Origin of the sequence: Pseudogemmobacter humi, from assembly GCF_900609055.1 — a bacterium.
Classification (GTDB): domain Bacteria; phylum Pseudomonadota; class Alphaproteobacteria; order Rhodobacterales; family Rhodobacteraceae; genus Pseudogemmobacter; species Pseudogemmobacter humi.
Window position 1 is genome coordinate 38224 of the sequence record NZ_UXAW01000083.1, and the last position, 24631, is coordinate 62854.

Genomic DNA, 24631 nt, shown 5'->3' on the forward strand with positions numbered 1-24631 from the left:
GCGAGAAGACAGATGAAGGAACCCGAAGATGCTTTTCGGCAGGTTTTTCGCAGGGCTGGCAATCGCCGCCAGCGTGGCGTTACCGGGGCTGGCGCAGCAGTCGGAGGTGCTGTTCCAGCACAAACACTGGAAAGTGGATATCCACGCCTGGGATGACGGCGACATCGCCTGCCGCGCCATGGTCGGATCGGATGCCGAGAATTTCGCGATCTGGGTGTTCCAGGATTCCGCGATCCAGTTGCAGTTCTTCTCGACCGCCTGGGATTTCGGCTCGGGGCAGAATGCCGATCTTCAGGTGCAGATCGACAAAAAGCCGAAATGGGATCTGACCAACGCGCGGCTCAGCCAGAATTCGGTGCAGTTCACCTTGCCCGACAGCGATGCGGCGGTGGATTTCGTGATGGAGATCGCCAGGGGCAACACGCTGTTTCTGCGCGCAAAAGACGGGCGCGATGTGCAGAGCTATTCGCTGGCGGGCTCGCGCGCCTCGATCGACGCGCTGATCGAATGCGGCGGCACCATAACCTCGGGCAGCCCGACCGCGCCGTCCAATCCGTTCAACTGAGGCTTGCGGCTGAAAGGCTCAGGGCTGGGCGGTGTCGATCCAGATCGTCACCGGCCCGTCGTTGATCAGGCTCACCTGCATATCGGCGCCGAAGATGCCGGTCTGGTTCGGCACCCCCTCGCGCGCAAGGGCCGCCGCGAAATGCTCGTAAAGCCGCTGGCCCTGTTCGGGGGCGGCGGCGGTCGAGAAACCGGGGCGGTTGCCGCGCAGATCGGCGGCGAGGGTGAACTGGCTGACCACCAGCGCGCTGCCGCCGGTGTCGCGCACCGAGAGGTTCATCTTGCCCTGATCGTCTTTGAAGATCCGCATCTTCGCGATCTTCGCCGCCAGCTTTTCCGCCGCGGCCTCGTCGTCGCCCTGCATGGCGCAGACGAGGATCATCAGCCCGGGGCCGGTCCGGCCCACGGTTTCGCCGTTCACCGCGACTTCGGCGCGGAGGACACGTTGCAGGATGGCTCTCATGCTTTCTCTCCCAGCTCGTGACGCCAGGGCGGATCGGCGCCCGGACGCGAAACGGTGACGGCCGCGGCGCGGATGCCGAGATCGAGGCAGCGCGCCAGCAGCGCCGCATCCGCCGAGGCGACGGCGGCTTTGGTCAGCGCGCCGGCCTCGTGCAGCGCGGCCAGCACGCCCGCGTTGAACGTATCGCCCGCGCCGACCGTATCCGCCACGGTGACCGCCCGCGCGGGCAGGCGGCAATCATGTTCGGCGCCGAAGGCGCGGGCGCCTCGCGCGCCTTCGGTCAGGAACACGAGTTTCGGCCCGCGGGTCAGGATCGTGCGGGCCTGTGCGGCGCGATCGCCTTCCCCCTCCAGCCAGCACAGATCGTCTGTCGAGAGCTTCACGATATCGGCCCGCTCGATCATCCGCGCCAGCCGCGCGCGGGTCGCCGCCTCGCGCCCGGCGATGAAGCCGGGCCGGATATTGGGATCGAGCATGATCAGCCGCGAGGGCGCCGCCTTTGCCTGCAACGCCTCATAGGCGCTCGCGGCGGGCTCGCTCACGAGGGAAATACCGCCGAAGAACAGCGCGCTGATGTCCGGCGTCAGTTCGGGCAGATCGGCCTCGCAAAGCATCCGCCCCGCGGTGTTCTCGTCGTAAAAGGCATAGCGCGCCTCGCCGCCGTCGAGCGTCACGAAGGCCAGCGTCGTCGGGCGCCCCGAGCGCGCGAGCCGCGAGATGTCCACGTTCGAGGCCCGCAGCGCCTCAGTCAGCATCCCGCCGAACAGATCCGTCGAGACGCCCGAGAAGAAGGCCGAAGGCGCGCCGAGCCGCCCGAGCGCGATCGCCGTGTTGAACACCGCGCCGCCGGGGCAGGGCAGGAAGCCGCTTTCGCCCGCAACCGTGGCGCGCGGCAGCATGTCGATCAGCGCCTCGCCGCAGCTGAGGATCATCTCTGGAAGTAAGGCGCGAGATTTTCCCGCAGCCGCGCGAGCGGCGTCTCTCCGCTGGTGTCGGGCAGGAAAGCCTCGCCGGTGATGCGCTCGTAAGCCTCGATATAGACTCCGGCGGTCTGCGCGATCATCTCCGGCGGGATCTCGGGGACCGGATCCTTGTAGGGATCGCAGCGTGCCGCCACCCAGGAGCGGATCACATCCTTGTCGAAGGAGGGCGGCCTGGTGCCGCCCGCGAGCGCCGCCTCGTAGCCGTCGGCGATCCAGTAGCGGCTGGAATCCGGGGTGTGGATCTCATCGGCGAGCAGGATCCTGCCGGTCTCGTCCACCCCGAATTCGTATTTGGTGTCGACGAGGATCAGCCCGCGCTCTGCCGCAACCCGCTGCCCGAAAGCGAAGAGTTTCAGCGCCTTGTCGGAGACCTCCTCCCATTGCGCCTGGGTCAGCAGGCCCTGGGCAAGGATGTCGGCGGCGGTCAGCGGCTCGTCATGACCGCCGTCGAAGGCTTTCGAGGTGGGGGTGATGATCGCATGGGGCAGGGCTTCGTTGTCCCTCAGCCCCTCGGGCAGGCGGTGGCCATACATCTCGCGCGCGCCCTTGCGGTATTGCGTCAGGATCGAGGTCGAGGTGGTCCCGGCCAGATAACCGCGCACCACGACTTCCACCGGCAGGATGCTCACGCGCCGCCCGATCACCGCGTTGGGGTCCGGGTAGGCGACGACATGATTGGCGCAGATGTCTGCGGTGCGGTCGAACCACCAGCGCGCGACCTGGGTCAGCACCTGGCCCTTACAGGGGATGGCGGCGAGGATGCGATCGAAGGCCGAGATCCGGTCCGACGAGATCAGGATCCGCCGCCCGTTGGGGAAACCGTCCGAGGGCGGCAGATCGTAGCAGTCGCGCACCTTGCCGAAATAGGGGTTGGGCAGTTCGGGGATCCGGGCCTCGGGCAACACGCGGGAAAGATCGATCACCATGATGCGGCCTCGCTGGGGTTGATGTCCGCGCTGCTATGGGCAGAGCGCGCGCCTCTGTCAACGGGCGGAGGGGGGCGCCGCCCCCGTCTGCGCGCCGCGCAGACTCCCCCCGGGGTATTTGGGTCAGGGTGAAAGGGCTTTCATCCTGATCCAAATACCCCCGCGCGGAGCGCAAACCGGGCCGCAAGGTCCGGTCGTCTTTTCAGTCCAGCCAGTCGAGGCCGGGCCCGCCGTCGAAGGACACCCCACCTTCCTGTGCCAGATACCAGATACCGGCGGCAAGGATCGCCGCCACGGTCGCGGCGAACAGGATCTTCCACACCGACCACGGCCGCTCGCCCTGGACCTCGCCGGTCTGGCCATTGACGAGGAAGCGGTAGCTCTTGCCGTTGTATTTATAGGCCGCCATCCAGACCGGCAGCAGGATATGCTTGAAGGTCTCGGCGGAGAACTCGGTCGAGACATTGTCGATCCTCTGCTCGTCGCCGCCGATGTCGCGGCGCACGTCCTGGCGGATGACTTCGGCCATCCGCTCCTTCGCTCCGGCATCGGCCTCGGCCAGGGGCACCGTATAGCCCTCGGCGGTGAAACCGGCGAGGTAGTCTGGCCGCCAGGGCACCAGCGCGCCCAGATCCCAGGGCGTCAGCTCGTTCCCGAGCCGGGCGGGCAGCGAGGCCGATCCCATCACCAGCACGTCGTCGAAATCGCGCTCCACCCGGCCCGAGGCGGGGCTCCAGCGGATCCGCCGCTCCTGACGGGTCTGCTTCTTGCCGTTCACGGTGACGGTGCGGGTGACGTAATAGGCGTCGCCGCGCTGGCCGCTATAGCGCGAGCGGGTCTCGGCGTCGAAGGTCCAGAACGGGACATAGACCCCGTTCATCGCCCGGCCGCGGCGGGTGTATTCCAGCAGGCGGTTGGGCGCGAACCACAGGCTGCCCAGCCATTTCACCAGTTGCCCGCGCGCCTCACGTTCGGAAAACACGAAGGGCACCAGCGCCTGGGGTTTGATCTGCCTTGTCTCGCCGGTACCGGTCACCACCGGCGTCGCGCAGAACGGGCATTCGGTGGCATGGATGGCGCCTTCAAACTCGATCAGCGCGCCGCAGGAGGTGCAGCGCGTGGTGCGCACCACCTCCATATCGCTGCCAGACAGGTCGTCGCGCAGCCCGGCGGCGAGGTCGTGCTCTTTCAGCGCGGCATCCCGGTCTTCCAGCGCCGCGTCGGGCAGGTGCTGGACATGGCCGCAATGGTCGCAGACCAGCTCGCGCTGGCCGGGCGCGAAGCGCAGTTGCGCGCCGCACTGGCTGCATGGCCAGCGATGTTCTCCCGTCTGCGGCATGATCAGCCGGCGGGCGGCGGGGGCGGCGGAACCCGGGCGAAGAGCGGCGCGAGGTCGGTCTCGCCGGCGGGTTTCCAGCCCTCCATCCCGGCGCTCCAGACCATGGTGGTGCGGCTCAGCCCGCCCGAGGCCACTATCCCTGCCAGCGCCGCCTCGTCGAACGGGCCTTTGGTGGCGCCGTTCTCGGCGATATGCCATTCGCGGGCGGCAGGCGGCGGGGGCGGCGGCGTATGCTGCGCGGCGGGAGGCGCGGCGGGCGCCCCCCAGGGCCCCATGTTCTGCGCCATGCCCATCCCGACGCCGAGACCCGCGCCGGTGGCCATCGCGGAACCCGCGCCGGAGGCGGGGTTGCCCATGGCCTCGGCGGTCTGGAACTGCATATATCTGTTCAGATCGCCCACCACGCCCATCGAGGTGCGGCGGTCGAGCGCCTTCTCGACTTCCTCGGGCAGCGAGATGTTCTCGATGTAGAATTCCGGGATCGACAGCCCGTATTCGGCCACTTTCGGTCCGATCGCCCCGGCGATCACCTTGCCCAGATCCCCGGTATTCGCCGCCATGTCGAGCACCGGAATCCCCGATCCGGCCAGCACCTGGCTTGCCGCCTGGACGATGACGTTGCGGATCTGGAGGCTGATCTCGTCGGCGGTGAACTCGCCATCGGTGCCGACCACCTCGGTCATGAACCGCCCCGGATCGGTGACGCGCATCGAATAGGTGCCGAAGGCGCGCAGCCGCACCGGGCCGAATTCCGGGTCGCGCGCCATGATCGGGTTCTTGGTGCCCCATTTCTGGTCGTTGAACCGGGTGGTGTTGACGAAATAGACCTCGGATTTGAACGGCGACTGAAAGCCGTGGTCCCAGTGTTGCAGCGTGGTCATGACCGGCAGGTTGTTGGTCTCCAGCATGTAGAGACCGGGGCCGAAGACATCGGCAAGCTGGCCTTCGTGGATGAAGACCGCGGCCTGGCCCTCGCGCACCGTCAGCTTGGCGCCGTATTTGATCGCCTGGCCGCGGCGCTCGAACCGCCAGACCATCGTGTCGCGGGTGTCGTCGAGCCAGGAGATGACATCGACGAATTCGCCTTTGAGGAAATCGAAGACCATGGCCTCAGCCTTTCTGTGATGCCGCGCAGGCCACAGGATAACGAGGACGCGGCGGGATTGAAGGGGAAAAGCGCGGGCGGCGCGGCTTGCCGCCTGCGGCTCAGACGCCGGTGCAGGATGCGGGCAGCAGCCAGTCGCCGGCCTCGTTCCGGCCCATGAAATCGGCGTAGATCGCCACCACCTGGCCGGTGCCCGATTGCAGCGCGACGACCGGATAGCCGCCGTCGCCCCAGCCCGAGGACGACATCGGAATCACGGTGCCATCGGGCAGGGGCAGCAGATGGCCGACCACCCATATCTCGCCGATCAGCTCGTGGAACCAGTCGTTGTAGAGATCCTTGCCGGGGCCGAGCACCGTCTGCGCCCGCCCGAGGGCCTCGCTCATCGGCTGGTCGAGGAAGGACACGAGCCCGGTGTCCACCCCGACCGTCGCTACATCGGCGCCGCACAGGACCGGAGCGTCGGAAAACACCAGCATCGCCTTGGAGACGCGCTGTTCCGCCGGGTCGATGGCGAGGATGAGCCTCGCCTCGCCCGAAGGGGCTGCGATGAAGGGCCAGCCGTAACCCGGATCATAGGTCAGCGGATCGACGACGATCACCCCGCCGGGGGCGACGGCGACCGGCCCCGCCGTGCGGAAGTCCAGCGGCAGGGCGCTTTCCCCGGCCATCCAGGCCAGCGCGCCGGTCGTGCCCGGATCGGCGATGGGGCTGCCGGGCATATCCGCCAGAGCGGGGCCCGCGCTCAGCAGCAGGGCAAGGAGGCGGATCATGCCCCGCCGCCCACCAGCCGGGTGGCCAGCGCGCGCACGATGGGGCGGGCCTCGGCCTCGGTCATGCCGGGGCGCAACTCGCGGCTGTAGAGGATCTTCAGCAAAAGCTCGTCCTGCTTCGTCAGCAGCGCGAATTCCTCGTCGTCGTTGAAGATCGACGGGCGCGCGCGCGGGCTGTCGTTGGCAAGCCCCAGACCTTGCGCGATTTCCTCGTGGAAACAGGACTGGCGCAGCAGGTCCGGGTGTTCGGCGCGCACCACCGCCACCGCGCGGGTGTAGCGGCCGGTGTTCCCCTCGGACAAGGCGTAGACCATGCAATAGGTGGTGGGCGACATCCGGGTGACATCGGACACATCCTGCGGCGACAGGCCCGGCATGTCGCGCCGGAGCGCCGGCCCAAGCGCCTCGCGCTCGTCCTCGGACACCACATGCAGCACGAAATTGCCGCCCTGGTCGACGAGGCTGATCGGATGGCCGGTGATCTGCGACAGCCGCGCAAGATACGAGGCGATCCGCGCCCGGTCGGTCGCGCGCCGCTCCGCCGGTACCGAGGCGCCGAAGCGGATCTGGAAGCGCACCGGCACTTCCCAGCGGCGCAGGACCGATGTGGTCTCGCCGCGCACGAAGCCGCCGCCGGTGCGGGAATATTCGTCGTAAAGCGCGATACGGACGAAGTTTTCGGCCAGCATCCGGTCGTCGAACGGGGTATCCGGCCCGCCGCCGTCGGTGCGCAGCAGGCCCTGCGACAGCAGCGTGCGCTGCACCTCGGCGTAATAGGCGCGGGCCGCGGCGCTGCGCGGCGTGTCCGCGGCCGGGGCCGCCGGGCGCTCGGGGCGCGGCGGCGGCGCGGGGATGCGCGCCTGGTCGGGCGCACCGGCGGGCACGCAGGCCGACAGCCCCGCCGCCAGCAGGGCAGCGGCGGGCCATGTGTTCAGCAGGGGCCGGGCAGGTTTCATGCCTGGGGCGGGGGCGTGATCTGCCGCGCGCGCGCCGAGGCGAGGGTGTCGCGCAACTCGGATTCCATCTTCTGCAATTCCTCCTCGGCCCGGGCGCGGCGCGCCTTGCCCTCATCGGCGATGGCGAGGCTTTCGTTGATCGTGGCGATCAGGGTGTCGTTCGCCTTCTTCACCGTCTCGATGTCGAAGACGCCACGCTCCATTTCCTCGCGCACGGTGCGGTTGGCCTCCTGGAGGTTCTTCGCATTCGCTTCCAGCAGTTCGTTGGTCAGATCATTGGCGCCGCGGATCGATTCCGCCGCCTCTTTCGAGCGCTGGATCGTCACCGCCTGGGCAAGCTGGGTTTCCCACAGGGGCACGGTGTTCACCAGCGTCGAGTTGATCTTGGTGACCAGCGATTTGTCGTTCTCCTGCACGAGGCGAATGGAGGGCAGCGACTGCATCGTCACCTGGCGGGTGAGTTTCAGGTCATGCACCCGGCGCTCCAGATCGTCGCGGGCGGCGCGCAGGTCGCGCAGCTCCTGCGCCTTCAGCACCTTGTCGTTCTCGGGCGCGGCGGCCACTTCGGCCTCTTTCGCCGGGATGTCCTGCTCATCGGCCTGTTTCAGCCGCGCCTCGCCCGCGGCGATATAGAGGCCAAGCTCGTCGTAGAATTCCAGCGTACGGGCGTAGAGGATATCGAGCGACTTGATATCCTTCAGAAGTTTCGTCTCGTGGCCCAGCAGTTCCTGGGTCACCTTGTCGATCTGGCTCTGCACGTCCTCGTATTTCGCGACGAAATCCGCAAAGGGCGCGGCGCGGCCCAAAAGGCGCTCCCACCATGAGGTTTCGCGGCGCAGATCCAGCTCGCTGGTGGAAAAGCCGCGGATCGTGGTGACGATCTTCCTGAGGCTGTCGCCCGCCGGGCCGACATCCTTGTTCTTCACGTCCTGGAGCATTTCCTGGCTGATCACCTGCAATTCGGCCTGGGCGGACGAGCCGAAGGAGATGATCGACTGCGTGCTCGACAGATCCAGTTCCGCCATCCGGCGGCGGATTTCTCCGGCTTTTTCCGGTGCGGCGCGCTCCAGCGTCACGACCTCGCCCACCGGCTCGGGCAGGATCACCGCCGAGACTTTCTCGACCTCGCTCAGCAGGGCTTCGGCTTCGCTGCGGTTGGTGTCGTTCGCCATGATACTGGTCTCACACTTGGGGCGGAGTGGTGCCGCGGGTGGGGGTCTCGGCCTTCAGCCGGTCGCGCAGGACCGCGATCTCCACGTCGAGCTGATCGCGGTCGTTGCCGAGCAGCTTTTCCGAGCGCCCGGCGAAGGTGGTTTCAAGATCGCTCAGCAGCGTCTCGTAATCGGCGCGGGCCTTCGGATCGCGGTTCGCGGCCCAGAGACCCGCGAATTTGATCGTCGCGTCGCGCGCGCCCTCAAGATAGACCGAGAGATATTTGCGCGCCGCGGTCAGATCGCCGGGATCTTCCTCGACCCGGCGAAACAGGGCGCGGGCCTCGCTGGCGAAACGCTCGACCCGGGCTTCCAGCTGGCGGTCGCGGGTGCGCAGGATCGCGTCCTTCATCTGCGCCAGAACCTGCTCGGCCCCGGCGATGGCGCGGGCGACGCGGTCGGTCTGGAAGCGGTCGATCCCCTCCATCCCCTTGTCGCGCATGGGGTCCAGCCCGAAGGCGCCCAGATGCAGCGCCGCGCCGGCAAGGGCGTAGAGCGCGGGGTAAACCGAGACGCCATGCGCGATCAGCCCGCCGGTGAACAAAGCCGCCCCGGTGGCCACCGCCCCGAACAGGATGCGCGGAATCGCCGGGCGGCGGGCGAGGCGGCGGGCGTCGAATGCCGCGCGGGCGCGCATCCCCTCGCGCGTGAGCCAGGCCGAAAGCACCAGCATTCCCCCGGCGGCAAGACCCATCAGCATCTCGGCCGGGGTGCCGCGAAAGGCGGGGAACAGGAAGGCGAAGGCGGTCAGGAACAGGATGCGCGCGCGCCAGAGCCCTTTGGGCTTCTCATCGCCCGGGGCCGCGCGGGGGACGGGTGTGTCGTTGCCGGTGGGGTCGGGGCTGAATTTGCCGCCAAAGCGCCTTGACGCCATCAGATGCCCCCCGAACCGGCGACGTAGAAAACCAGCGCCACCAGAAGCGCCAGCGAGAGGGTGCGAAGGCCGGATTCGGACATGGATGCTCCGCCACGGTCGGTTTCCCTGCGATCCTAGCGAATGGGCCGCAGGCTTGCCAGCGCGAGCGCTGCGGCATGGCGGGAATTTTCCATCTTCCCGCCATATGCCGCCATCAGCCGCGGCTGCGCGGCGGCCGTTTCAGCTTGCCGCCCTGCGGTGCGCGCGAGGGCGCGGGTTTCACGCCGCCGTCCCCGGTGGCAGGCTTGCCGCTGCCCGTCCTGCCGGAAGCCGTCTTGCCGGCGGGTTTTGCGGCGGCTTTGCCCTTAAGGGCGGCGGCGCTGCGCGCCGGTTTGCCGCGCGCGGCCTCGGGGGGCGTGGCAGTGCCCGGTCCGGAGCGGGCTGTGGCGGCCGGAGCCGCCCTTTTTGCCGCGGGCGCCGCCGCGCGCCGTGCGGAGGTCGCAGGTTTCCCGCCGCGCGGTGAGGGAGCCTCGTCCTGTTTTGCCTTCGCGGCAAGGCGAGGGGCCCTGGCCGGGGAGGCGGTCTTTCCCGCGGTTCGCACCGCCGCGCCGCCGCGCGGAGGCAGAGCCTCGTCCGGCCTCGACCTGGGGGCGGTGCGCGAGGTAGTGGCGGGTTTCGCAGCCCCCGAAGCGGCGGCGCCGGTGCCGGTGCGCGGTTTGACCCGGGGGCCGGGGCGCGGTGTGGTGGCCTCTTTCCAGGCGGCGGAGAGCGCCTCGACCCCGGCGCCGGATTTCGTCACGGCGCGGCTGCCGGGCTTCGTTGCGGGTTTCGCGGCAGGTTTGCGGGCGGGCGATCTGGCGGCGGCGCGGGGGGCGGGTCCGGTATCGGGTCCGTCATCGGATCCGGTCTCGCCGAGCTGGTCGCGCAGCACGCGGGCCTTGATCTCCTCGACCTGGCCGGGTTCCAGCTCGCCCAGCCGGAACGGGCCGTAAGACACCCGGATCAGCCGGTTCACGTAAAGCCCGACCGCCGACATCGCCCGGCGGATCTCGCGGTTCCGGCCCTCGCGCAGGCCCACGGTCAGCCAGGCGTTGGCGCCCTGCTGGCGGTCGATGGTGACCTGCATCGGCTTGAACCGCTCTCCCTCGATGGTGATGCCGTCGCGCAGGGGCTGGAGTTTCGGGTCGTTCACCTCACCATTCACCCGCACCCGGTATTTGCGCAGCCAGCCGGTCGAGGGCAGCTCCAGCCGCCGCTTGAGTTCGCCGTCGTTGGTGAGCAGCAGGAGCCCCTCGGAATTGAGATCGAGCCGGCCGACCGACATGACGCGGGGCATATCCTCGGGCAGATGGTCGAAAACCGTGTCGCGGCCCTTTTCATCCGAGGCCGATGTCACCAGCCCCTCGGGCTTGTAGTAGAGCCAGAGCCGCGTGGGCTCGGCCTGCGGCAGCGGCTTGCCGGAAACCACGATCCGGTCGGCATCGGTCACGTTCAGCGCCGGGCTCGCGATCACCTTGCCGTTGACGCTGACCTCGCCCATCTCGATCAGCCGCTCGGCCTCGCGGCGGGAGGCGATGCCGCGGCGCGACAGCAGCTTGGCGATGCGTTCGCCTTCGGGGGTGGCCTGAGCCTGCTTGTCTTTCGGCGCCATAGTCGTGATCCTCGGCGCGGGGTGGCCAGCCCCGGGGGCCTTCTGCCCCCGGACCCCCGAGAGTATTTAAATCAGGGTGAAAGGGCAATCTGCCGTGGCGTTCCGGTCTTTCATGGAGATTGCGCTTGCGGAGGCGCGGGCGGCCGGAGAGCGGGGCGAGGTGCCGGTCGGGGCGGCGCTGATCTCGCCCCGGGGCAAGGTGGTGGCGCGGGCGGGGAACCGGACGCGCGAGCTGAGCGATCCGACCGCGCATGCCGAGATTCTGGCGATAAGGGCGGGATGCGCGGCGCTCGGGTCCGAGCGGCTGCCGGGCCATGTGCTTTACGTCACGCTGGAGCCCTGCCCGATGTGCGCCCATGCGATCTCGGCCGCGCGGATCGCCCGCCTGGTCTATGGCGCGGAGGATCCGAAATCCGGCGGCGTGGCGGCGGGCGCGCGGGTGTTCTCGCATCCGCAATGCCACCACGCCCCCGAGGTCGTGGACGGGATCGGGGCGCCGGAAGCGGCGCGGATCCTGCGCGATTTCTTCGCCGGGCGGCGCTGAGGATCAGGCCGGCGGGTCAGGCCGAGGGGCCGCGCAATTCGCGGAAACGCTCATACATGACGCGGTATTCCGCCGGAATGTCGCGCACCGACAGAAGCCCGGTGCAGGTGCCCGCAGCATCGACCACCGGCAGATGGCGGAAATGCCCGGCCTCCATCCTGGCGATGGCCTCGGCCAGCGGATCGTCCTCGTGCACGGTGACGGGATCCGGGGTCATCGTCTCGGCCACTTTGGCGCCGTCGGGCGCGCGGCCCTGGCCCACCACCTTGCGCAACACGTCGCGCTCGGACAAGAGCCCGACGAGGCGGCTGCCGTCGATCACCACCAGTGCGCCGATGTCGAACTGTTCGAGGATTTCCGCCGCCTCGCGGATGCTGGCCCAGGGGGCGACGGCGGGAACTGCGCGGCCGGCGATGACGTTTTTGACCGAACGGATCAGCATGGAACACCTGTGTTGTGGGGCAGGGGGAAGGTCAGAAGCCGATCGGCTCCAGCACCTCGGGCTCGATCACCTCAATGCCGGGCGGCAGGCCCGCGCGCAGGGCGTCGGCGGTTTGCGCGAGGATCGGGAAGGTGCGGTAATGGCAGGGAATCACCCAGCGGAAGTTGAAATATTTCCGCGCGGCCCAGGCGGCGCGCTCCATATCCATCGTGTAATGGCCGCCGCAGGAGAGGATGCCGATCTCGGGCTGGTGCAGTTCCGCCATCCAGGCCATGTCGGCCATGATATCGGTATCGCCCGAGACATAGATCGTGCGGCCCTCGCCGCGGATCATGAAGCCCGCGGCCGATCCCGCGGGCAAAAGCGCGCCGCCGCCGAAATCGACTGAGGCCGAATGGCTGGCGTTGACCATGGTCACCTTCGCGCCGCCGCAGTCGATGGTGCCACCCTTGCCGAAGCCGGTCGTTTGCGCGCCCTGGCCGCCCAGCCAGGTGGCGAGTTCATGGATACAGGCGACCGGAACGCCCAGCTCCTGCGACAAAGCCGCCGCATCCGAGGCGTGATCACCATGGGCATGGGTCAGCAGGATATGGGTCGCGCCTGCCACCGCCTCGGCCCGCCGCGCCTCGGGGAACATCGGATTTCCGGTGAGCCAGGGGTCGATCAGCAGCACCGCCTGTTCGATCTCGATGCGGAAACCGGAATGGCCAAGCCAGGTGATCTTCATCGCCGTTTCTCCCGTTCTTAATTCGTGCGGCGGCACTTTAGCGGCCGAATGTGACAGGATGCCAGCCGATTCCGAACCGTCCGGTCTGGAATCGCGCCCGCCTGCGCTTTGGGCTTCATCCTGACCCAAATACCCCCGCCGGAGGCGCAGGCCGGCCCCGGCGCGCGCCGCCGGTGCCTTGCGCGCCGGGGCAGCGGCGGCTAAACGGGGCCAAAGAGTCAGAGGGTCTTTCCCATGTCGATCGACACCGATACCGCGCGGAAAGTGGCGAAACTCGCCCGCATCCGGGTGGAGGAAGCCGCGCTGCCGGAGCTTGCGCGCGAGCTGTCCGGCATCCTCACCTTCATGGAACAGCTGAACGAGGTCGATGTGACCGGCATCGAGCCGATGGTCTCGGTCACGCCGATGCGCCTGCGCCGCCGCGCGGATGTCGTCACCGACGGCGGCATCCAGGCCGAGGTCCTGAAAAACGCCCCCCTCGCGCGCGAGGGCTTCTTTGCCGTGCCGAAGGTGGTGGAATGAGCGCCGGATCCGCAAATACCTGGACGATCGAAAAGGCGCGCGATGCGCTGCGCAAGGGCGAGATTTCCGCCGTCGATCTGACCATGGCCTGCCTCACCGCGATGGATGCGGGCGCGCCGCTCGGCGCCTTCGTCCACAAGACGCCCGAGATCGCGCTGGATCAGGCCCGCGCGGCGGATCAGCGGCTGAAGGCGGGCGATGCGCCGTCTTTGTGCGGCATCCCTCTGGGGATCAAGGATCTGTTCTGCACCAAAGGCGTGAACAGCCAGGCGGCCTCGGGCATCCTGAACGGGTTTAAGCCGGAATACGAATCCACCGTCACGACGAAGCTGTTCGCGGATGGCGCGGTGATGCTCGGCAAGCTGAACATGGACGAATTCGCCATGGGCTCGTCGAATGAGACCTCGGTCTACGGCCCCGCGGTGAACCCCTGGAAGGTGGACGAGCGCAAGCTGACCCCGGGCGGCTCTTCGGGCGGCTCGGCGGCGGCGGTGGCGGGGGATCTCTGCCTTGCCGCGACCGGCACCGACACCGGCGGCTCGATCCGCCAGCCCGCGGCCTTCACCGGGATCGTGGGCATCAAGCCGACCTATGGCCGGGTCTCCCGCTGGGGGATCATCGCGTTTGCGTCCAGCCTCGACCAGGCCGGGCCGATGACCAAATCGGTGCGCGACGCCGCGATCTTCCTGCAAAGCATGGCGGGGCACGATCCGAAGGATTCGACCAGCGCCGAAATCGCGGTGCCGGATTTCGAGGCCGCGCTGACTGGCGACATCCGCGGGAAAGTGATCGGCATCCCGAAGGAATACCGGCTCGACGGTATCCCGGCCGAGATCGACGCGCTCTGGCAGCAGGGCATCGACATGCTGAAGGACGCGGGCGCCGAGGTCCGCGAGATCAGCCTGCCGCATACGAAATACGCGCTGCCCGCCTATTACGTGATCGCCCCGGCCGAGGCGTCCTCGAACCTCGCGCGCTACGACGGAGTGCGCTACGGCCACCGGGCGAAACTCGCCCAGGGCGACGGCATCACCGAAATGTATGAAAAGACCCGCGCCGAGGGCTTCGGCAAAGAGGTCCAGCGCCGGATCATGATCGGCACCTATGTGCTGTCCGCGGGCTTCTACGACGCCTATTACAACCGCGCCCGCCGGGTCCGCGCGCTGATCAAACGCGATTTCGAGACCGTGTTTGCCGAAGGGGTGGACGCGATCCTGACGCCCGCCACGCCGTCGGCGGCCTTCGGTCTGGGCGAGATGGCCTCGGCCGATCCGGTCGAGATGTATCTCAACGATGTCTTCACCGTGACGGTGAACCTTGCCGGTCTGCCCGGGGTCTCGGTTCCGGTGGGGCTGGACGCGAAAGGGCTGCCTCTGGGGCTGCAACTGATCGGCCGGCCCTGGGATGAGGGCGGGCTTCTCAATCACGCCTATGTGCTGGAGCGTGCGGCTGGATTTGTAGCCAGGCCACAAAAATGGTGGTAACCGCCCTTTAAGATGCGCCCCCGTGCGACAGCACGATTCGGGGCGCCTCTTTTGCGTGAGGCAGAGCTCTTTTGCGTGAGGCGAAGATGACCACCCGTTCCCTGGTTCTGTTGCTGATTCCGGCGCTGGCCGCCTGCACGCCCTCGGTCCCCGATTCCGGCGCCGGCGTGGGCTTTCAGGATTACAACAGCTATATCCGCAACACCTCGGTCCCGCCGCCCGCCGCCGCGCCGGTTTCCGTGGCACCCGCCACCGGCTTCGATCCCGCCGCCGCCGCCGCCGCGATCGACCGCGCCGAGGGCATCGCGCCCGCCGCCGCCGCTCCGGGGCAGGTCGTGATCGACACCGGAACCAGCGGCATGGGAAGCACCGGGGCCACCGGCACGCGGCCGCGCGGCAATGCCCCGGCCGGGATCCAGGAGCAGAACGGCGAGATGATCCACGCCAATCCGGGCATCTCGGACGAGAACGACTTCAACGCCGTCGCCGCGCGCGAGACCATCAAGAGCGACGCCGAGCGCATCGCCCGCAACCGCTCGGAATATGTCGTGGTGCAGCCGAAGGATCTGCCGCAGCGCCCCGGCGATACCGGGCCGAATATCGTGGAATTCGCGCTGGCCACCACCCATGCGCCGGGCGTGCAGATGTATGACCGCGGCCGCGCCAGGGACGCGATGGCCGCCTGCGCGAAATTCGCCTCGCCCGATCTGGCGCAGCAGGAGTTCCTCGCCCGCGGCGGCCCGGACCGCGACCGGCTCGGTCTCGATCCCGATGGCGACGGCTTCGCCTGCGGCTGGGATCCGCGCCCGTTCCGCTCCGCGCTTCAGTGACCGCCTTCCCCTCGCCGAATTTCGGCGAGCGGCGGGGCGGCGCGACCCCCTCGCTGATCGTGATCCATTACACCGCGATGGCAAGCTGCGCCGCCGCGCGCGCGCGGCTCTGCGATCCCGCGGCCGAGGTTTCGGCCCATTGGCTGATCGCGGAAGACGGCGCCACCGAGGCGCTGGTGCCCGAGGAGGCGCGCGCCTGGCATGCCGGGCAGAGCTTCTGGCGCGGCATCAGCGACGTGAACAGCCATTCCATCGGCATCGAACTGGCGAATCGCGGCGACCACCCGTTCCCCGAGCCGCAGATGGCGGCGCTGGAACGGCTTTTGCGCGAGATCATGGCGCGCTGGTCCATCGCGCCGCGGGGCGTGCTGGCGCATTCCGACATCGCCCCGGGCCGTAAATCCGACCCCGGCCCGCGCTTCGACTGGAGGCGCCTTGCGCGGCAGGGGCTGGCGGTCTGGCCCGAACCCGCCGCGCCGGGGGAGCTGCGCCGCGATCTCATGGCCTTCGGCTATGCCGATCTGCCCGATGATCTGCTGCTGGCGGCGTTCCGGCTGCGCTTCCGCCCCTGGGCCGAAGGCCCGGCCGATGCGCAGGACGCGGCGCTCGCCGCCGGTCTCGCCGCCGGCTGAGGCGTCAGAGCCGCGCCTCCACCTCGGCCAGCAGGGCGGACAGCGGCAGGCCCAGCCCCGCGCTGAGACCGCGCAGGGTGGCGAGCGTCGGCTGATGGCGGCAGCTTTCCAGCAGCGAGACATAGCGCATCGACAGCCCGGCGCGATGCGCCAGCTCTTCCTGCGAAAGCCCCATGCTCTTGCGCTTCTCTCTGAGGACCAGCGCGAGGGCGGCCAGATAAGGGTCGTTTTTCCCGTCCATGCCAAGGGCATTTCCGGGCTTCCCTGACACGTCTATGAAGTATACTGTGAATTGGTGATTTTAACGAGTGCTCCGGCGCGGTGGAACGGATTGCCGTGCTGCCCGCCTTTTCTTCTTGACGAAAGCAGGGCGCAATCTTACCCCGGCCCCTGCGCGGATGGCCGGATGACCGCGGGGGCGGTGACGCCCGCGAGGAAAGTCCGGACTCCATGAAGTAAGGGCGCCGGGTAACGCCCGGCCGGGGCAACCCGAGGGAAAGCGCCACAGAGAAGAGACAGCCCCGCTTGCCGGGGTGATGGTGAAACGGTGGGGTAAGAGCCCACCGCGCGACTGGCAACAGAAGCGGCACGGCAAGCCCCGCCCGGAGCAATGCCGAATAGGGGCCTCGCGCGGGGGCCGGTGGGGCAACCCATACCGCCCGCAGGGACGCTTCAGCCCGAGAGGCCCGGGTTGGCAGCCAGACCCTTTCCGTAAGGAAAGGGCAAGAGGAATGGTCATCCAGGGCGGTCCGCCGCCTGGACAGAATCCGGCTTACAGGCCATCCGCGCGTTTTCGACGGGCCGGGCAGGGGGCTCTGCCCCCGTCCTCGCTTTGCCCTTGTCCCTGGGTGCCGCAGGGCCGCGTCCACCTGCTTCCCGAACCGATGGCGAAACCGGCAGACGGCCCGGGATATCTGAGGACAGAAGATCAGCGGATACGGCTTGCCGTGTTGCTCTCGGTTCGGGATCATCCCACGAGGGCGCGTCCTGAAGAGGCGATAAGCTCATTTTCTGTCTCAAAATATCCCCGCCGGAGGCTCCCGCGGCCGCATCCTGGCGAAGGCGGCGGGCAGGGGCGCGAAATCTGGCGCGCGGGGGCGGTTTCGCTGTTGACTCTGGGGCCGGGCTCCTTAAAAGGCAGGCTTCAGGATTTCGCGGGAAAAGGCGTCTTTTCCCGATGCAGGAGAGACGACTATGGCGAAGCCGACGACGATCAAGATCCGTCTGAACTCGACGGCGGGCACCGGGCACTTCTATGTGACCAAGAAGAATGCCCGCACCATGACCGAGAAAATGGTCGTGCGCAAATACGACCCCGTGAAGCGCGAGCATGTCGAATACAAGGAAGGCAAGATCAAGTAAGATCTGCCGAACCTTTTGATGACAGGGCCGTGCCTTCGGGCGCGGCCTTTTCTTTTGCCGGTTGAGGGCCGGGCGGCAGCGTCAGAAACCGCCGCCCGCCGGGTTCCGCCGTCCCCGGATGACCATCGCAAGAGGGCAGGGCTTGCGGCTCGCGGGCCATTGAAACGGGTCGTTCTGTCGTCCCCGAATGGCGGGATTGCTGCCGCCAGAGGGTGGTCTTTCAGCATCACCTGACGGCACGCGCAGGCGGACGGGGGCGGGGCAATGAGCCCGGGCTCAGACTGGAGAGCGCCTTTCCCTTCCTGCGCAGGAGGGCCGCCTCCGGGGAGGGAAAGCCGGTCGGGGCGCCCCCGGGGCGGTGGGCAGAAGCGCGGGATATAGGCGGGGGAAGAGCAATGAAGCGGATCATGATCGTCGGCCAGCCGGGCTCTGGCAAATCCACGCTGGCGCGGGAGCTGGGGCGGCGCACCGGGCTGCCGGTGGTCCATATCGACCTGATCCACTGGCAGAGCGGATGGGTCGAGCGCGACCGCGCGGAAAAGACCCGGCTCTGCCATCAGGCCGAGGCGGGCGAGACATGGATCTTCGAGGGCGGGCACTCGGCCACCTGGGACAACCGGCTGGCGCGGGCGGATCTGCTGATCTGGCTCGACCTGCCGCTCGGGCTGCGGTTCCGGCGGGTGCTCCTGCGCACCATCCGCTGGCATGGCAAGAGCCGCCCCGACCTGCCCGAGGGCTGCAACGAGCGGTTCGACCGCAATTCGCTGGAGTTCTGGGCCTTCATCTGGCGCAGCCGTCACTCGTCGCGCGCGGCGATGGCGCGGCTGGCGGCGGGGGCGGGGAAGCCGGTGGTCCGTCTGCGCTCGCCCCGCGAGGTGAGGCGCTGGCTGGAGGGGTTTCGCAAATGAAAAGGGCCGGTCCCTGCGGACCGGCCCCCTTCTTGTCCGTTCCTGCGATCACTCGCGGTTGCCGAGGAATTGCAGCAGGAACATGAACAGGTTGATGAAGTCGAGATAGAGGTTCAGCGCGCCCATGATCGCGGCCTTGCCGAGCCATTCCTGGTCCATCGCCATCGCATGTTCGACATAGGTCCGCTTGATGTTCTGCGTGTCATAGGCGGTGAGGCCCGCGAAGATCAGCACGCCGATCACCGGGATCGCGAAGGCCAGCCCCGAGGATTGCAGGAACATGTTGACGATCATCGCGACGATCAGGCCCACAAGGCCCATCATCAGGAAGGTGCCCATGCCCGACAGATCGCGCTTCGTCACATAGCCGTAGAGCGACAGCGACAGGAAGGCGACCGAGGTCACGAGGAAGGTCGCCGCGATCGAAGTGTCGGTGAAGGCACGGAAGATCCAGGCCAGCGACAGACCCATGGCAGCGGCGAAGACGTAGAAGAACAGCTGCGCGGCGGCCGCCGACATGCGGTTGATCATTGCACCGAAGGCGAAGACCATCACCAGCGGCAGGAACATCACGATCCAGCCGAGGATGTTCGGGCGCAGCGTCATCGGGTCGCGGAAGATCTGCAACAGCACGTCCGAGGTGCCGACCGCCCAGGCCACGCCGGCGGTGACCACCATCGCCACGGACATCAGCCCGTAGACCTTGTTCATATGGGCGCGAAGCCCTTCGTCGATCTGGGCGCGGGCACCGACGCCGACGCCGCGGACCGTTTCAAATTGAGCCATAACAAGCCTCCGATGTTGTCCCTAAGGGCAACGCCGGGGGGACCGGCGCACCACGTGGTCTGAATATCGGGAAGAAAGCCCCGAAGTTCAAGAATTTCCCCGGAAAAACATCGCGAAATCAGAGTGAAATTCCCGTTATCCTTCACTGCCGCCAGTGGCAGGGCGCGTCCCAGAAGGCAGAGGCGCCTTCTTCGCGGCGCAGACCGATGTCTTGCAGCATGCGCCGGTCCAGCGCCTCGGGCCGGTCGCGGCGGCGGAAGGCCGCGAAAATCCGGACGAGCCAGCGCAGCGGCGGGCGGCGGGCGGGGAGGAGGATGGTCATGGCGGGGTCTCCGGATTTGCATTCCATTTTCTGATGAACCTGCCAGAGAGCATCAGGGGTGTTGATATACTCGCCAAAGATCGTGCATAACGGAAACGAATGATTGTGACGTGAAACATCAGGATCCGTGATATGCCGCGCAACATCGACCTGACCGCTCTGCGCGCCTTCGTGACCGTCGCCGATGTCGGTGGCGTCACCCGGGCGGCGGGGCTTCTGAACCTGACGCAATCGGCGGTGTCGATGCAGATCAAACGGCTGGAAGAGGCGCTCGGCCAGCGCCTGTTCCTGCGCGCCGCGCGCAGGCTGGCGCTCTCGGCCGAGGGCGAATTGCTGCTGTCTTACGGGCGGCGGATGCTGGCGCTGAACGACGAGGCGCTGACCAGGCTGGGCGAGGACGCTTTCGAGGGCGAGATCCGTTTAGGGGTGCCCTGCGACGTGGTTTACCCCGCGATCCCGCCGATTCTGAAGCGGCTGGCGCAGAATTATCCGCGGATGCGGATCAATCTGGATTCATCCTTCACATTGTTGCTGAAACAGGAATTCGCCCGCGGCCGGTTCGACGTGATCCTGACCACCGAGGAACGCCCCGACCCCGGTGCCGAGGTGCTGGGCGCCTGGCCCCTGCATTGGGTGGGGGCGGTGGACGGCTCCGCCTGGCAGCGCCGGCCGCTGCGGCTCGGCTTCCGGCAGAACTGCATTTTCCGGCCGCTGGCGCAATCGGCGCTCGATGCCGCGGGCATTCCCTGGGAGATGGCGGTGGATGGCGAGAGCGAGCAGGTGATCGACGCCTCGGTCGCGGCGGATCTGGCGGTGACGGTGCGGATCGCGGGCGCGCTGCCCGAGGGCACGCAGCCCGTCACCGGCGACAATGCGCTGCCCGCGCTCGGGGTGACCCGCATCGGGCTCTACACCGCCGACACCTTGGGCGGCGAGGTGGCGGCGGCGCTGGTTTCCGAGCTGCGCTGCGCCTGGTCGGCCTAGGCGCAGGTCAGCACCAGCTTGCCGGTGGCGCGGCGCGAGCGGATCGCCTCCAGCCCGTCGGGCAGGCGCCCGAACGGCAGTTCTTCGGAAATCAGCGGGCGGATGCGGCCCGTCTGCCACCAGGCGATCAGTTCGGCCAGGCTGTCGGTGAGCTGATCGGGCGCGAACGACAGGTAGCCGCCCCACCACAGCCCGATCACGGTGATGTTGCGCACCAGAAGCTGGTTGAGCGGCACCTGCGGCACCTCGCCCCCGGCGAAGCCGATGGCGAGCATGCGCCCTCCGGGCCGCGTCGCGCGCATGGCGGCGTCGAATCCGGGGCCTCCCACGGTGTCATAGGTCACATCCACGCCGCCGAGCGCGCGCAGAGCGCCCTTCAGGTCGGGCGTGTCGCTGTCGATGATCTCATCCGCCCCGGCGGCGCGGGCGATTTCGGCCTTTTCCGGCCCGCGCACCGAGGCGATCACCCGCGCGCCCATCAGATGGCCGATCTCGACCGCGGTCAGCCCGACGCCTCCGGCGGCGCCGGTGACGAACAGCGTCTCGCCCGGCGCAAGCGCAGCCTTGCGCAAAGCCAGATGCGAGGTGCCGAAGGCGATCTGGAATCCGGCGGCGGTGGCGAAGGGCATCTCTTCGGGCAGCACCAGCAGCCGCGCCACCGGCACGACGGCATATTCGGCGAAGGCGCCGCCGCTGACATGGGCGGCGACGCGGGTGCCGGGCGGCGGCCCTTCGGTCCCGGGTCCGAGCCCGGCAATGGTGCCCGCCAGTTCCAGCCCGGCGGTGAACGGCGGCTCGGCGCGGACCTGATAGCGGCCCTGGGCCATCAGGAGATCGGCGAAGTTCAGCCCGGCGGCATGGATGCGCACCAGCGCCTCGCCCGGGCCGGGCCGGGGCAGCGCCACGCGCACCAGCGCGGGCTCTTCCCCCAGAGCATTGATCTGCCACGCTTTCATCTCGCTCATCATCCGCTCCCACCCTTGCCGGAAATGCCTGTGCAGACTGCCGCGCGGCCACCCGAAATCCAAGATGCGGCAGATAATATTCTCACCATGATGTTTATTCTCAAAATGAGAGGCATTATGATATTATCCTGTAAGGCGAGTCCGTACTTCCCCTGGCACGTTTGGGTTATAATCGCCAAAGCCGGGCATCGCCCTATACGTTTGGATAACAGACCGCGCCCAAATCGCCGGCTTTCTTTGGTTGAGGGGCCAGACAATAAAAATATCCTGGGTGTGACCGATGAATGGCACGCTTTATGCTTATAGGGAAAGCAAGGGGCTTTTTCCCCCGTAACAGGGGACAGAACCCCGGGTAATCAGTGTGTTCAGTCGGTTCAGCAGTCCGGAGTAAAAGATGAAGCATCCCGTTGACGCCCATGTTGGTAAGCGCATTCGCCATCGCCGCTGGATGCTGGGAATGACCCAGCAGCAGCTTGCCGACCGGGTCGGAATCAAATTTCAGCAGATTCAGAAATACGAAACCGGCATGAACCGGGTCAGCGCCTCGCGGCTGTGGGACATCGCCGATGCGCTTGGCGTGCAGGTGGCCTTCTTCTTCGAGGGCCTTGCCGAGGCCACCGGGGTGTCCGTGCCCCAGGGCGATATGATGGCCGACAAAGAGGCGCTGGAACTGGTGCGCTCGTATTACGCCATTCCCGAGGCGCAGCGCCGCCGTCTGTTCGATCTGGCCCGCGTGTTGTCCGACGCGGCCTGAGCCGGCTCTCCTTGACGCGCCCTCCGGCCGGGTCTAGCCGCCGGGGGGCAGCAAAGGACCGCCCCCATGCCTGATTCCCGCCGTTTTGCGCCCGAAACCGCCGCCGGGCTGATCGCCACCGCGCATGAACTGGCCGATGCGGCGCGGCGGGTGACGCTGGAGTATTTCCGCCGCCCGGATCTGACCGCCGATACCAAGGAAACCGCCCGTTTCGATCCGGTGACCGAGGCCGACCGCGGGGCCGAGCGCGAGATGCGTGAAATCCTCGCCCGGCGCCGCCCGGATGACGCGATCCTCGGCGAGGAATTCGGCCCCACCCCCGGCACATCCGGCCTGACCTGGGTGCTCGACCCGGTCGACGGCACCCGGGGGTTCCTGACCGGCACCCCGACCTGGGGCGTGCTGATCGCGCTTTCCGATGAAAACGGCCCGCTTTACGGGCTGATCGACCAGCCCCATATCGGCGAGCGGTTCGAGGGGGGCCTGGGCCTCGCCCGTGTCACCGGCCCGCGCGGCGAGGCGGCGCTGGCCTGCCGCCCGGGGCGCGCGCTGAGCGACGCTTTCCTGTTCTCGACCTTCCCCGAGATCGGCACGCCCGGGGATGCCCGCGCCTTCGCCCGGGTCGCGGAGCGGGTGAAACTGGTGCGCTATGGGCTCGACTGCTACGCCTATGCGCTGCTGGCGGCGGGGCAGATCGACCTCGTGATCGAGGCCGGGCTTCAGGCCTATGACATCCAGGCGCCGATGGCGGTGATCCGCGCTGCCGGCGGGATCGTCACCGACTGGCAGGGCGGCGACTGCGCGCAAGGGGGAAGGGCGATCGCCGCCGCCAATGCGGAGGTTCACGCCGCCGCGCTGGACCTGCTGGCGGGAAGCTAGCGCCGGGCGAAACCGATCAGCCCGGCCATAAGCAGCACCAGGGAGCCGCCCGCCCAGATCCAGGCTCCGGTGCCCGGGATCCGGGTCAGCAGATCGGCGATCTGCCCGCCATCGCTGAAATCGACCTCGACGCGCACAGGCAGCCGCGCGGCGCCGTTGCGGATCTGCCAGGCGGTATAGCCGATCAGACCGACCCCAAGCCCGCCCGCCAGCAGCGCGATCAGCCGCGAGGGGATGTTGAACAGCACCAGCGCCAGAAACAGCGCGGCCAGCGCGATGCTGGCGAAAAGCGCCACCAGTTCGACCGGCGAGCGCCCAACGAAATCGCGCATCGCCTGGACATCGGGGTCCAGCGCGCGGATCAGCTCCCAGGGCGTCAGGCCGGTTCCGGTGATCTCGGGCCGGATCCAGGGCAGGAACAGGCTGACGATCATGGCGGCGGCGGAAAGGATGGCGATGGCGCGCAAGGCGGGCTCCGGTCTGCTCTTCACGCCGATGTGATCCCCGCGCCGGCCCCGGGTCAAGCGCAAATCCGCGCCGGGCGCTCTTCCGCCCTCACGGGCGTCATCGCTGAGCGAAGAGGCCCGTCAGGGCCGATGAGCGGCCCGGCGGCTTCCCCCGCGGCGCTCAAAGCCCGATTGAGCCCGGCGCCGCCCCGCGCTATCACAGGCGCATGAGCCATGATTTCGCCTTTCAGCGCCGGGAAACCTTCGACACCTTCCGCCAGTCGAAAGGGGTGGCGCTGCCCGCGCGCGCCATGGTCGATTACGCCTTTTTCGTCGAGGAAGAGGATGCCGACTGGGCCGGATTCGAGCGCGCGCTGAAGGCGAAGGGATTCCGCACCGCGCGTCCCGATGAGGACGAGACGCTGATCGCCTCGGTCGGGCCGATCGCCGTCACCGCCGAAGAGATCTGGAAATGGGAGGAAATCGCCACCCGGATCGCGCTGGAGTTCGATTTCTTTCCCGATGGCTGGGAACTCGATCTCTGACGGATTTCCGCATTTGACAGCCCGGCGGCGCCTGGCGCAGCATCCCCGGCCGGAGCGGGGTCCGAAAAGGGGTGAAGCGCGTCCCGCGCCAGGCTATAGAAGGAATGCCGCGCGGCTGCGCGGCCAGGACCGGAACGGGCGTGGCTTGCGCCCTTGAAACCGGCGGGCTCTGCTGCATGGGCTGCGGGGCTGCGAACGGAGGCGTGGAGAGGCTAAGGTGATCGGCAGGTTCCTTCTGGGTGCGGGTTTGGGCGGTCTTGTCGGCACCGGGCTGCTTGCGCTGTTGTCAGTATCGTTTTCCGGCCCCTTTCCGCGACCGGGCGGCGGGGTCGTGCCGCCGGTGCAGGAGGCGCCGGCAGGGGCGGGCGCAGGCGCGCCGCCCGCTGTTTCGGCCCCCGAACCGGCTTCGCCCGAGGAAAGCCCCACCGGCGATATATCTGTGCAGGACGCGGCCCCCGCGCCGGTGGCGGAAGCCGCGGCTTCCGCGCCGCCCGACGCCCCGGGCGGCGAAAGCGCCGCTCTGAGCGGCAGCGCCCCGGCACAGCCTGAACCACCGGCGGCAGCGGCGAGCGCGCCCGCCGCACCGGCCACGCCCGCCGCGGCGCCCGACATCGCGCCGCCTGCCGCGCCGGATGCCCCCGCTCCGCCCGGCGATACCGCCCGCCCCGAGAC

The 24631-nt window shown here is 68.3% G+C and carries 29 protein-coding genes, 1 other RNA gene and 1 pseudogene; 14 read left to right on the plus strand and 17 right to left on the minus strand.

Features of this window, described 5'->3' with window-relative positions; genetic code table 11:
- Positions 1–28: 28 nt before the first annotated feature.
- Positions 29–565, plus strand: coding sequence for a hypothetical protein (locus XINFAN_RS14425; RefSeq protein WP_124087569.1), 537 nt, complete (start codon positions 29–31; stop codon positions 563–565).
- Between the two features lie 18 nt (positions 566–583).
- Here XINFAN_RS14425 and dtd read toward each other — a convergent pair whose 3' ends face one another.
- The 10 genes from dtd to XINFAN_RS14475 form a co-directional block, all read right to left on the minus strand.
- Entirely contained in the window at positions 584–1027 is a 444-nt protein-coding gene (gene dtd, locus XINFAN_RS14430; RefSeq protein ID WP_124087570.1) for a D-aminoacyl-tRNA deacylase, read from the minus strand.
- The gene (locus tag XINFAN_RS14435) at positions 1024–1959 is read right to left on the minus strand and encodes a carbohydrate kinase family protein (protein WP_124087571.1); all 936 of its coding nucleotides are present in this window, start codon (positions 1957–1959) and stop codon (positions 1024–1026) included. The genes dtd and XINFAN_RS14435 overlap by 4 nt, the downstream gene beginning before the upstream one ends.
- Positions 1956–2933: a phosphoribosylaminoimidazolesuccinocarboxamide synthase gene (locus XINFAN_RS14440; protein WP_124087597.1), complete on the minus strand. Its 978-nt coding sequence runs from the start codon at positions 2931–2933 to the stop codon at positions 1956–1958. The genes XINFAN_RS14435 and XINFAN_RS14440 overlap by 4 nt, the downstream gene beginning before the upstream one ends.
- Positions 2934–3138: 205 nt before the next feature.
- Entirely contained in the window at positions 3139–4275 is a 1137-nt protein-coding gene (locus tag XINFAN_RS14445; protein WP_124087572.1) for a TFIIB-type zinc ribbon-containing protein, read from the minus strand.
- Positions 4276–4277: 2 nt separating this feature from the next.
- A complete protein-coding gene (locus XINFAN_RS14450; protein ID WP_124087573.1) occupies positions 4278–5381 on the minus strand; it encodes an SPFH domain-containing protein in 1104 nt (367 codons plus the stop codon).
- A gap of 100 nt (positions 5382–5481) precedes the next feature.
- Entirely contained in the window at positions 5482–6153 is a 672-nt protein-coding gene (locus XINFAN_RS14455) for a DUF4241 domain-containing protein (protein WP_124087574.1), read from the minus strand.
- A complete protein-coding gene (locus XINFAN_RS14460) occupies positions 6150–7109 on the minus strand; it encodes a DUF2927 domain-containing protein (protein WP_124087575.1) in 960 nt (319 codons plus the stop codon). The genes XINFAN_RS14455 and XINFAN_RS14460 overlap by 4 nt, the downstream gene beginning before the upstream one ends.
- Complete coding sequence (locus XINFAN_RS14465; RefSeq protein WP_124087576.1) at positions 7106–8281, minus strand: toxic anion resistance protein; 1176 nt, start codon at positions 8279–8281, stop codon at positions 7106–7108. The genes XINFAN_RS14460 and XINFAN_RS14465 overlap by 4 nt, the downstream gene beginning before the upstream one ends.
- Positions 8282–8291: 10 nt before the next feature.
- A complete protein-coding gene (locus XINFAN_RS14470; protein WP_124087577.1) occupies positions 8292–9194 on the minus strand; it encodes a 5-bromo-4-chloroindolyl phosphate hydrolysis family protein in 903 nt (300 codons plus the stop codon).
- 196 nt (positions 9195–9390) lie between these two features.
- A complete protein-coding gene (locus XINFAN_RS14475; RefSeq protein WP_124087578.1) occupies positions 9391–10827 on the minus strand; it encodes a pseudouridine synthase in 1437 nt (478 codons plus the stop codon).
- 94 nt (positions 10828–10921) lie between these two features.
- Between XINFAN_RS14475 and XINFAN_RS14480 the strand changes: the two genes are divergently transcribed.
- Positions 10922–11371: a nucleoside deaminase gene (locus XINFAN_RS14480; RefSeq protein ID WP_124087579.1), complete on the plus strand. Its 450-nt coding sequence runs from the start codon at positions 10922–10924 to the stop codon at positions 11369–11371.
- A gap of 16 nt (positions 11372–11387) precedes the next feature.
- Here the strand turns inward: XINFAN_RS14480 and XINFAN_RS14485 are convergent, their stop codons facing one another.
- On the minus strand, positions 11388–11813 hold the full coding sequence (locus XINFAN_RS14485; protein ID WP_124087580.1) for a CBS domain-containing protein: 426 nt from the start codon (positions 11811–11813) through the stop codon (positions 11388–11390).
- Positions 11814–11844: 31 nt separating this feature from the next.
- A complete protein-coding gene (locus XINFAN_RS14490) occupies positions 11845–12540 on the minus strand; it encodes a metal-dependent hydrolase (protein ID WP_124087581.1) in 696 nt (231 codons plus the stop codon).
- 234 nt (positions 12541–12774) lie between these two features.
- Between XINFAN_RS14490 and gatC the strand changes: the two genes are divergently transcribed.
- From gatC to XINFAN_RS14510, 4 genes are all read left to right on the plus strand, one after another.
- Positions 12775–13062 carry an Asp-tRNA(Asn)/Glu-tRNA(Gln) amidotransferase subunit GatC gene (gene gatC / locus XINFAN_RS14495; protein ID WP_124087582.1) on the plus strand — a complete coding sequence of 96 codons (288 nt, stop codon included), beginning with the start codon at positions 12775–12777 and terminating at the stop codon, positions 13060–13062.
- Entirely contained in the window at positions 13059–14546 is a 1488-nt protein-coding gene (gene gatA / locus XINFAN_RS14500; protein WP_124087583.1) for an Asp-tRNA(Asn)/Glu-tRNA(Gln) amidotransferase subunit GatA, read from the plus strand. The genes gatC and gatA overlap by 4 nt, the downstream gene beginning before the upstream one ends.
- Before the next feature lie 86 nt (positions 14547–14632).
- Positions 14633–15376: a hypothetical protein gene (locus XINFAN_RS14505; protein ID WP_124087584.1), complete on the plus strand. Its 744-nt coding sequence runs from the start codon at positions 14633–14635 to the stop codon at positions 15374–15376.
- Positions 15373–16008 (plus strand): N-acetylmuramoyl-L-alanine amidase, encoded by a 636-nt coding sequence (locus XINFAN_RS14510; RefSeq protein ID WP_124087585.1) that lies wholly within the window; start codon positions 15373–15375, stop codon positions 16006–16008. The genes XINFAN_RS14505 and XINFAN_RS14510 overlap by 4 nt, the downstream gene beginning before the upstream one ends.
- 4 nt (positions 16009–16012) lie before the next feature.
- On the opposite strand, the gene XINFAN_RS14515 is transcribed toward XINFAN_RS14510, so the two are convergent.
- The gene (locus XINFAN_RS14515; RefSeq protein WP_124087586.1) at positions 16013–16249 is read right to left on the minus strand and encodes a helix-turn-helix domain-containing protein; all 237 of its coding nucleotides are present in this window, start codon (positions 16247–16249) and stop codon (positions 16013–16015) included.
- 153 nt (positions 16250–16402) lie between these two features.
- On the opposite strand from XINFAN_RS14515, the gene rnpB reads away from it, so the two are divergent.
- From rnpB to XINFAN_RS14530, 3 genes are all read left to right on the plus strand, one after another.
- Positions 16403–16799: RNase P RNA component class A (gene rnpB / locus XINFAN_RS14520), an RNA gene on the plus strand.
- A gap of 403 nt (positions 16800–17202) precedes the next feature.
- Positions 17203–17370, plus strand: coding sequence for a 50S ribosomal protein L33 (gene rpmG / locus XINFAN_RS14525; RefSeq protein ID WP_017928995.1), 168 nt, complete (start codon positions 17203–17205; stop codon positions 17368–17370).
- 395 nt (positions 17371–17765) lie between these two features.
- Positions 17766–18278, plus strand: coding sequence for an AAA family ATPase (locus XINFAN_RS14530; protein ID WP_124087587.1), 513 nt, complete (start codon positions 17766–17768; stop codon positions 18276–18278).
- 48 nt (positions 18279–18326) lie between these two features.
- On the opposite strand, the gene XINFAN_RS14535 is transcribed toward XINFAN_RS14530, so the two are convergent.
- Positions 18327–19064, minus strand: coding sequence for a Bax inhibitor-1/YccA family protein (locus XINFAN_RS14535; RefSeq protein WP_124087588.1), 738 nt, complete (start codon positions 19062–19064; stop codon positions 18327–18329).
- A 142-nt stretch (positions 19065–19206) separates the two neighbouring features.
- Positions 19207–19386 carry a hypothetical protein gene (locus tag XINFAN_RS14540; RefSeq protein ID WP_124087589.1) on the minus strand — a complete coding sequence of 60 codons (180 nt, stop codon included), beginning with the start codon at positions 19384–19386 and terminating at the stop codon, positions 19207–19209.
- A gap of 132 nt (positions 19387–19518) precedes the next feature.
- On the opposite strand from XINFAN_RS14540, the gene XINFAN_RS14545 reads away from it, so the two are divergent.
- Positions 19519–20370 (plus strand): LysR family transcriptional regulator, encoded by an 852-nt coding sequence (locus XINFAN_RS14545; RefSeq protein ID WP_124087590.1) that lies wholly within the window; start codon positions 19519–19521, stop codon positions 20368–20370.
- Here the strand turns inward: XINFAN_RS14545 and XINFAN_RS14550 are convergent.
- Complete coding sequence (locus XINFAN_RS14550; RefSeq protein ID WP_124087598.1) at positions 20367–21326, minus strand: NADPH:quinone oxidoreductase family protein; 960 nt, start codon at positions 21324–21326, stop codon at positions 20367–20369. The genes XINFAN_RS14545 and XINFAN_RS14550 overlap by 4 nt on opposite strands.
- Before the next feature lie 403 nt (positions 21327–21729).
- Here XINFAN_RS14550 and XINFAN_RS14555 point away from each other — a divergent pair, with 403 nt between their 5' ends.
- Together XINFAN_RS14555 and XINFAN_RS14560 are read left to right on the plus strand one after the other, a co-directional pair.
- Positions 21730–22089 (plus strand): helix-turn-helix domain-containing protein, encoded by a 360-nt coding sequence (locus tag XINFAN_RS14555; protein WP_124087591.1) that lies wholly within the window; start codon positions 21730–21732, stop codon positions 22087–22089.
- 66 nt (positions 22090–22155) lie between these two features.
- Positions 22156–22968, plus strand: coding sequence for an inositol monophosphatase family protein (locus XINFAN_RS14560; protein ID WP_124087592.1), 813 nt, complete (start codon positions 22156–22158; stop codon positions 22966–22968).
- Here XINFAN_RS14560 and XINFAN_RS14565 read toward each other — a convergent pair.
- Complete coding sequence (locus tag XINFAN_RS14565) at positions 22965–23459, minus strand: hypothetical protein (protein WP_124087593.1); 495 nt, start codon at positions 23457–23459, stop codon at positions 22965–22967. The genes XINFAN_RS14560 and XINFAN_RS14565 overlap by 4 nt on opposite strands.
- A 182-nt stretch (positions 23460–23641) precedes the next feature.
- Here XINFAN_RS14565 and XINFAN_RS14570 point away from each other — a divergent pair, with 182 nt between their 5' ends.
- Entirely contained in the window at positions 23642–23959 is a 318-nt protein-coding gene (locus XINFAN_RS14570) for a ribonuclease E inhibitor RraB (RefSeq protein WP_124087594.1), read from the plus strand.
- 217 nt (positions 23960–24176) lie between these two features.
- A pseudogene (locus XINFAN_RS22265) lies at positions 24177–24631 on the plus strand (hypothetical protein); the annotation flags it as partial.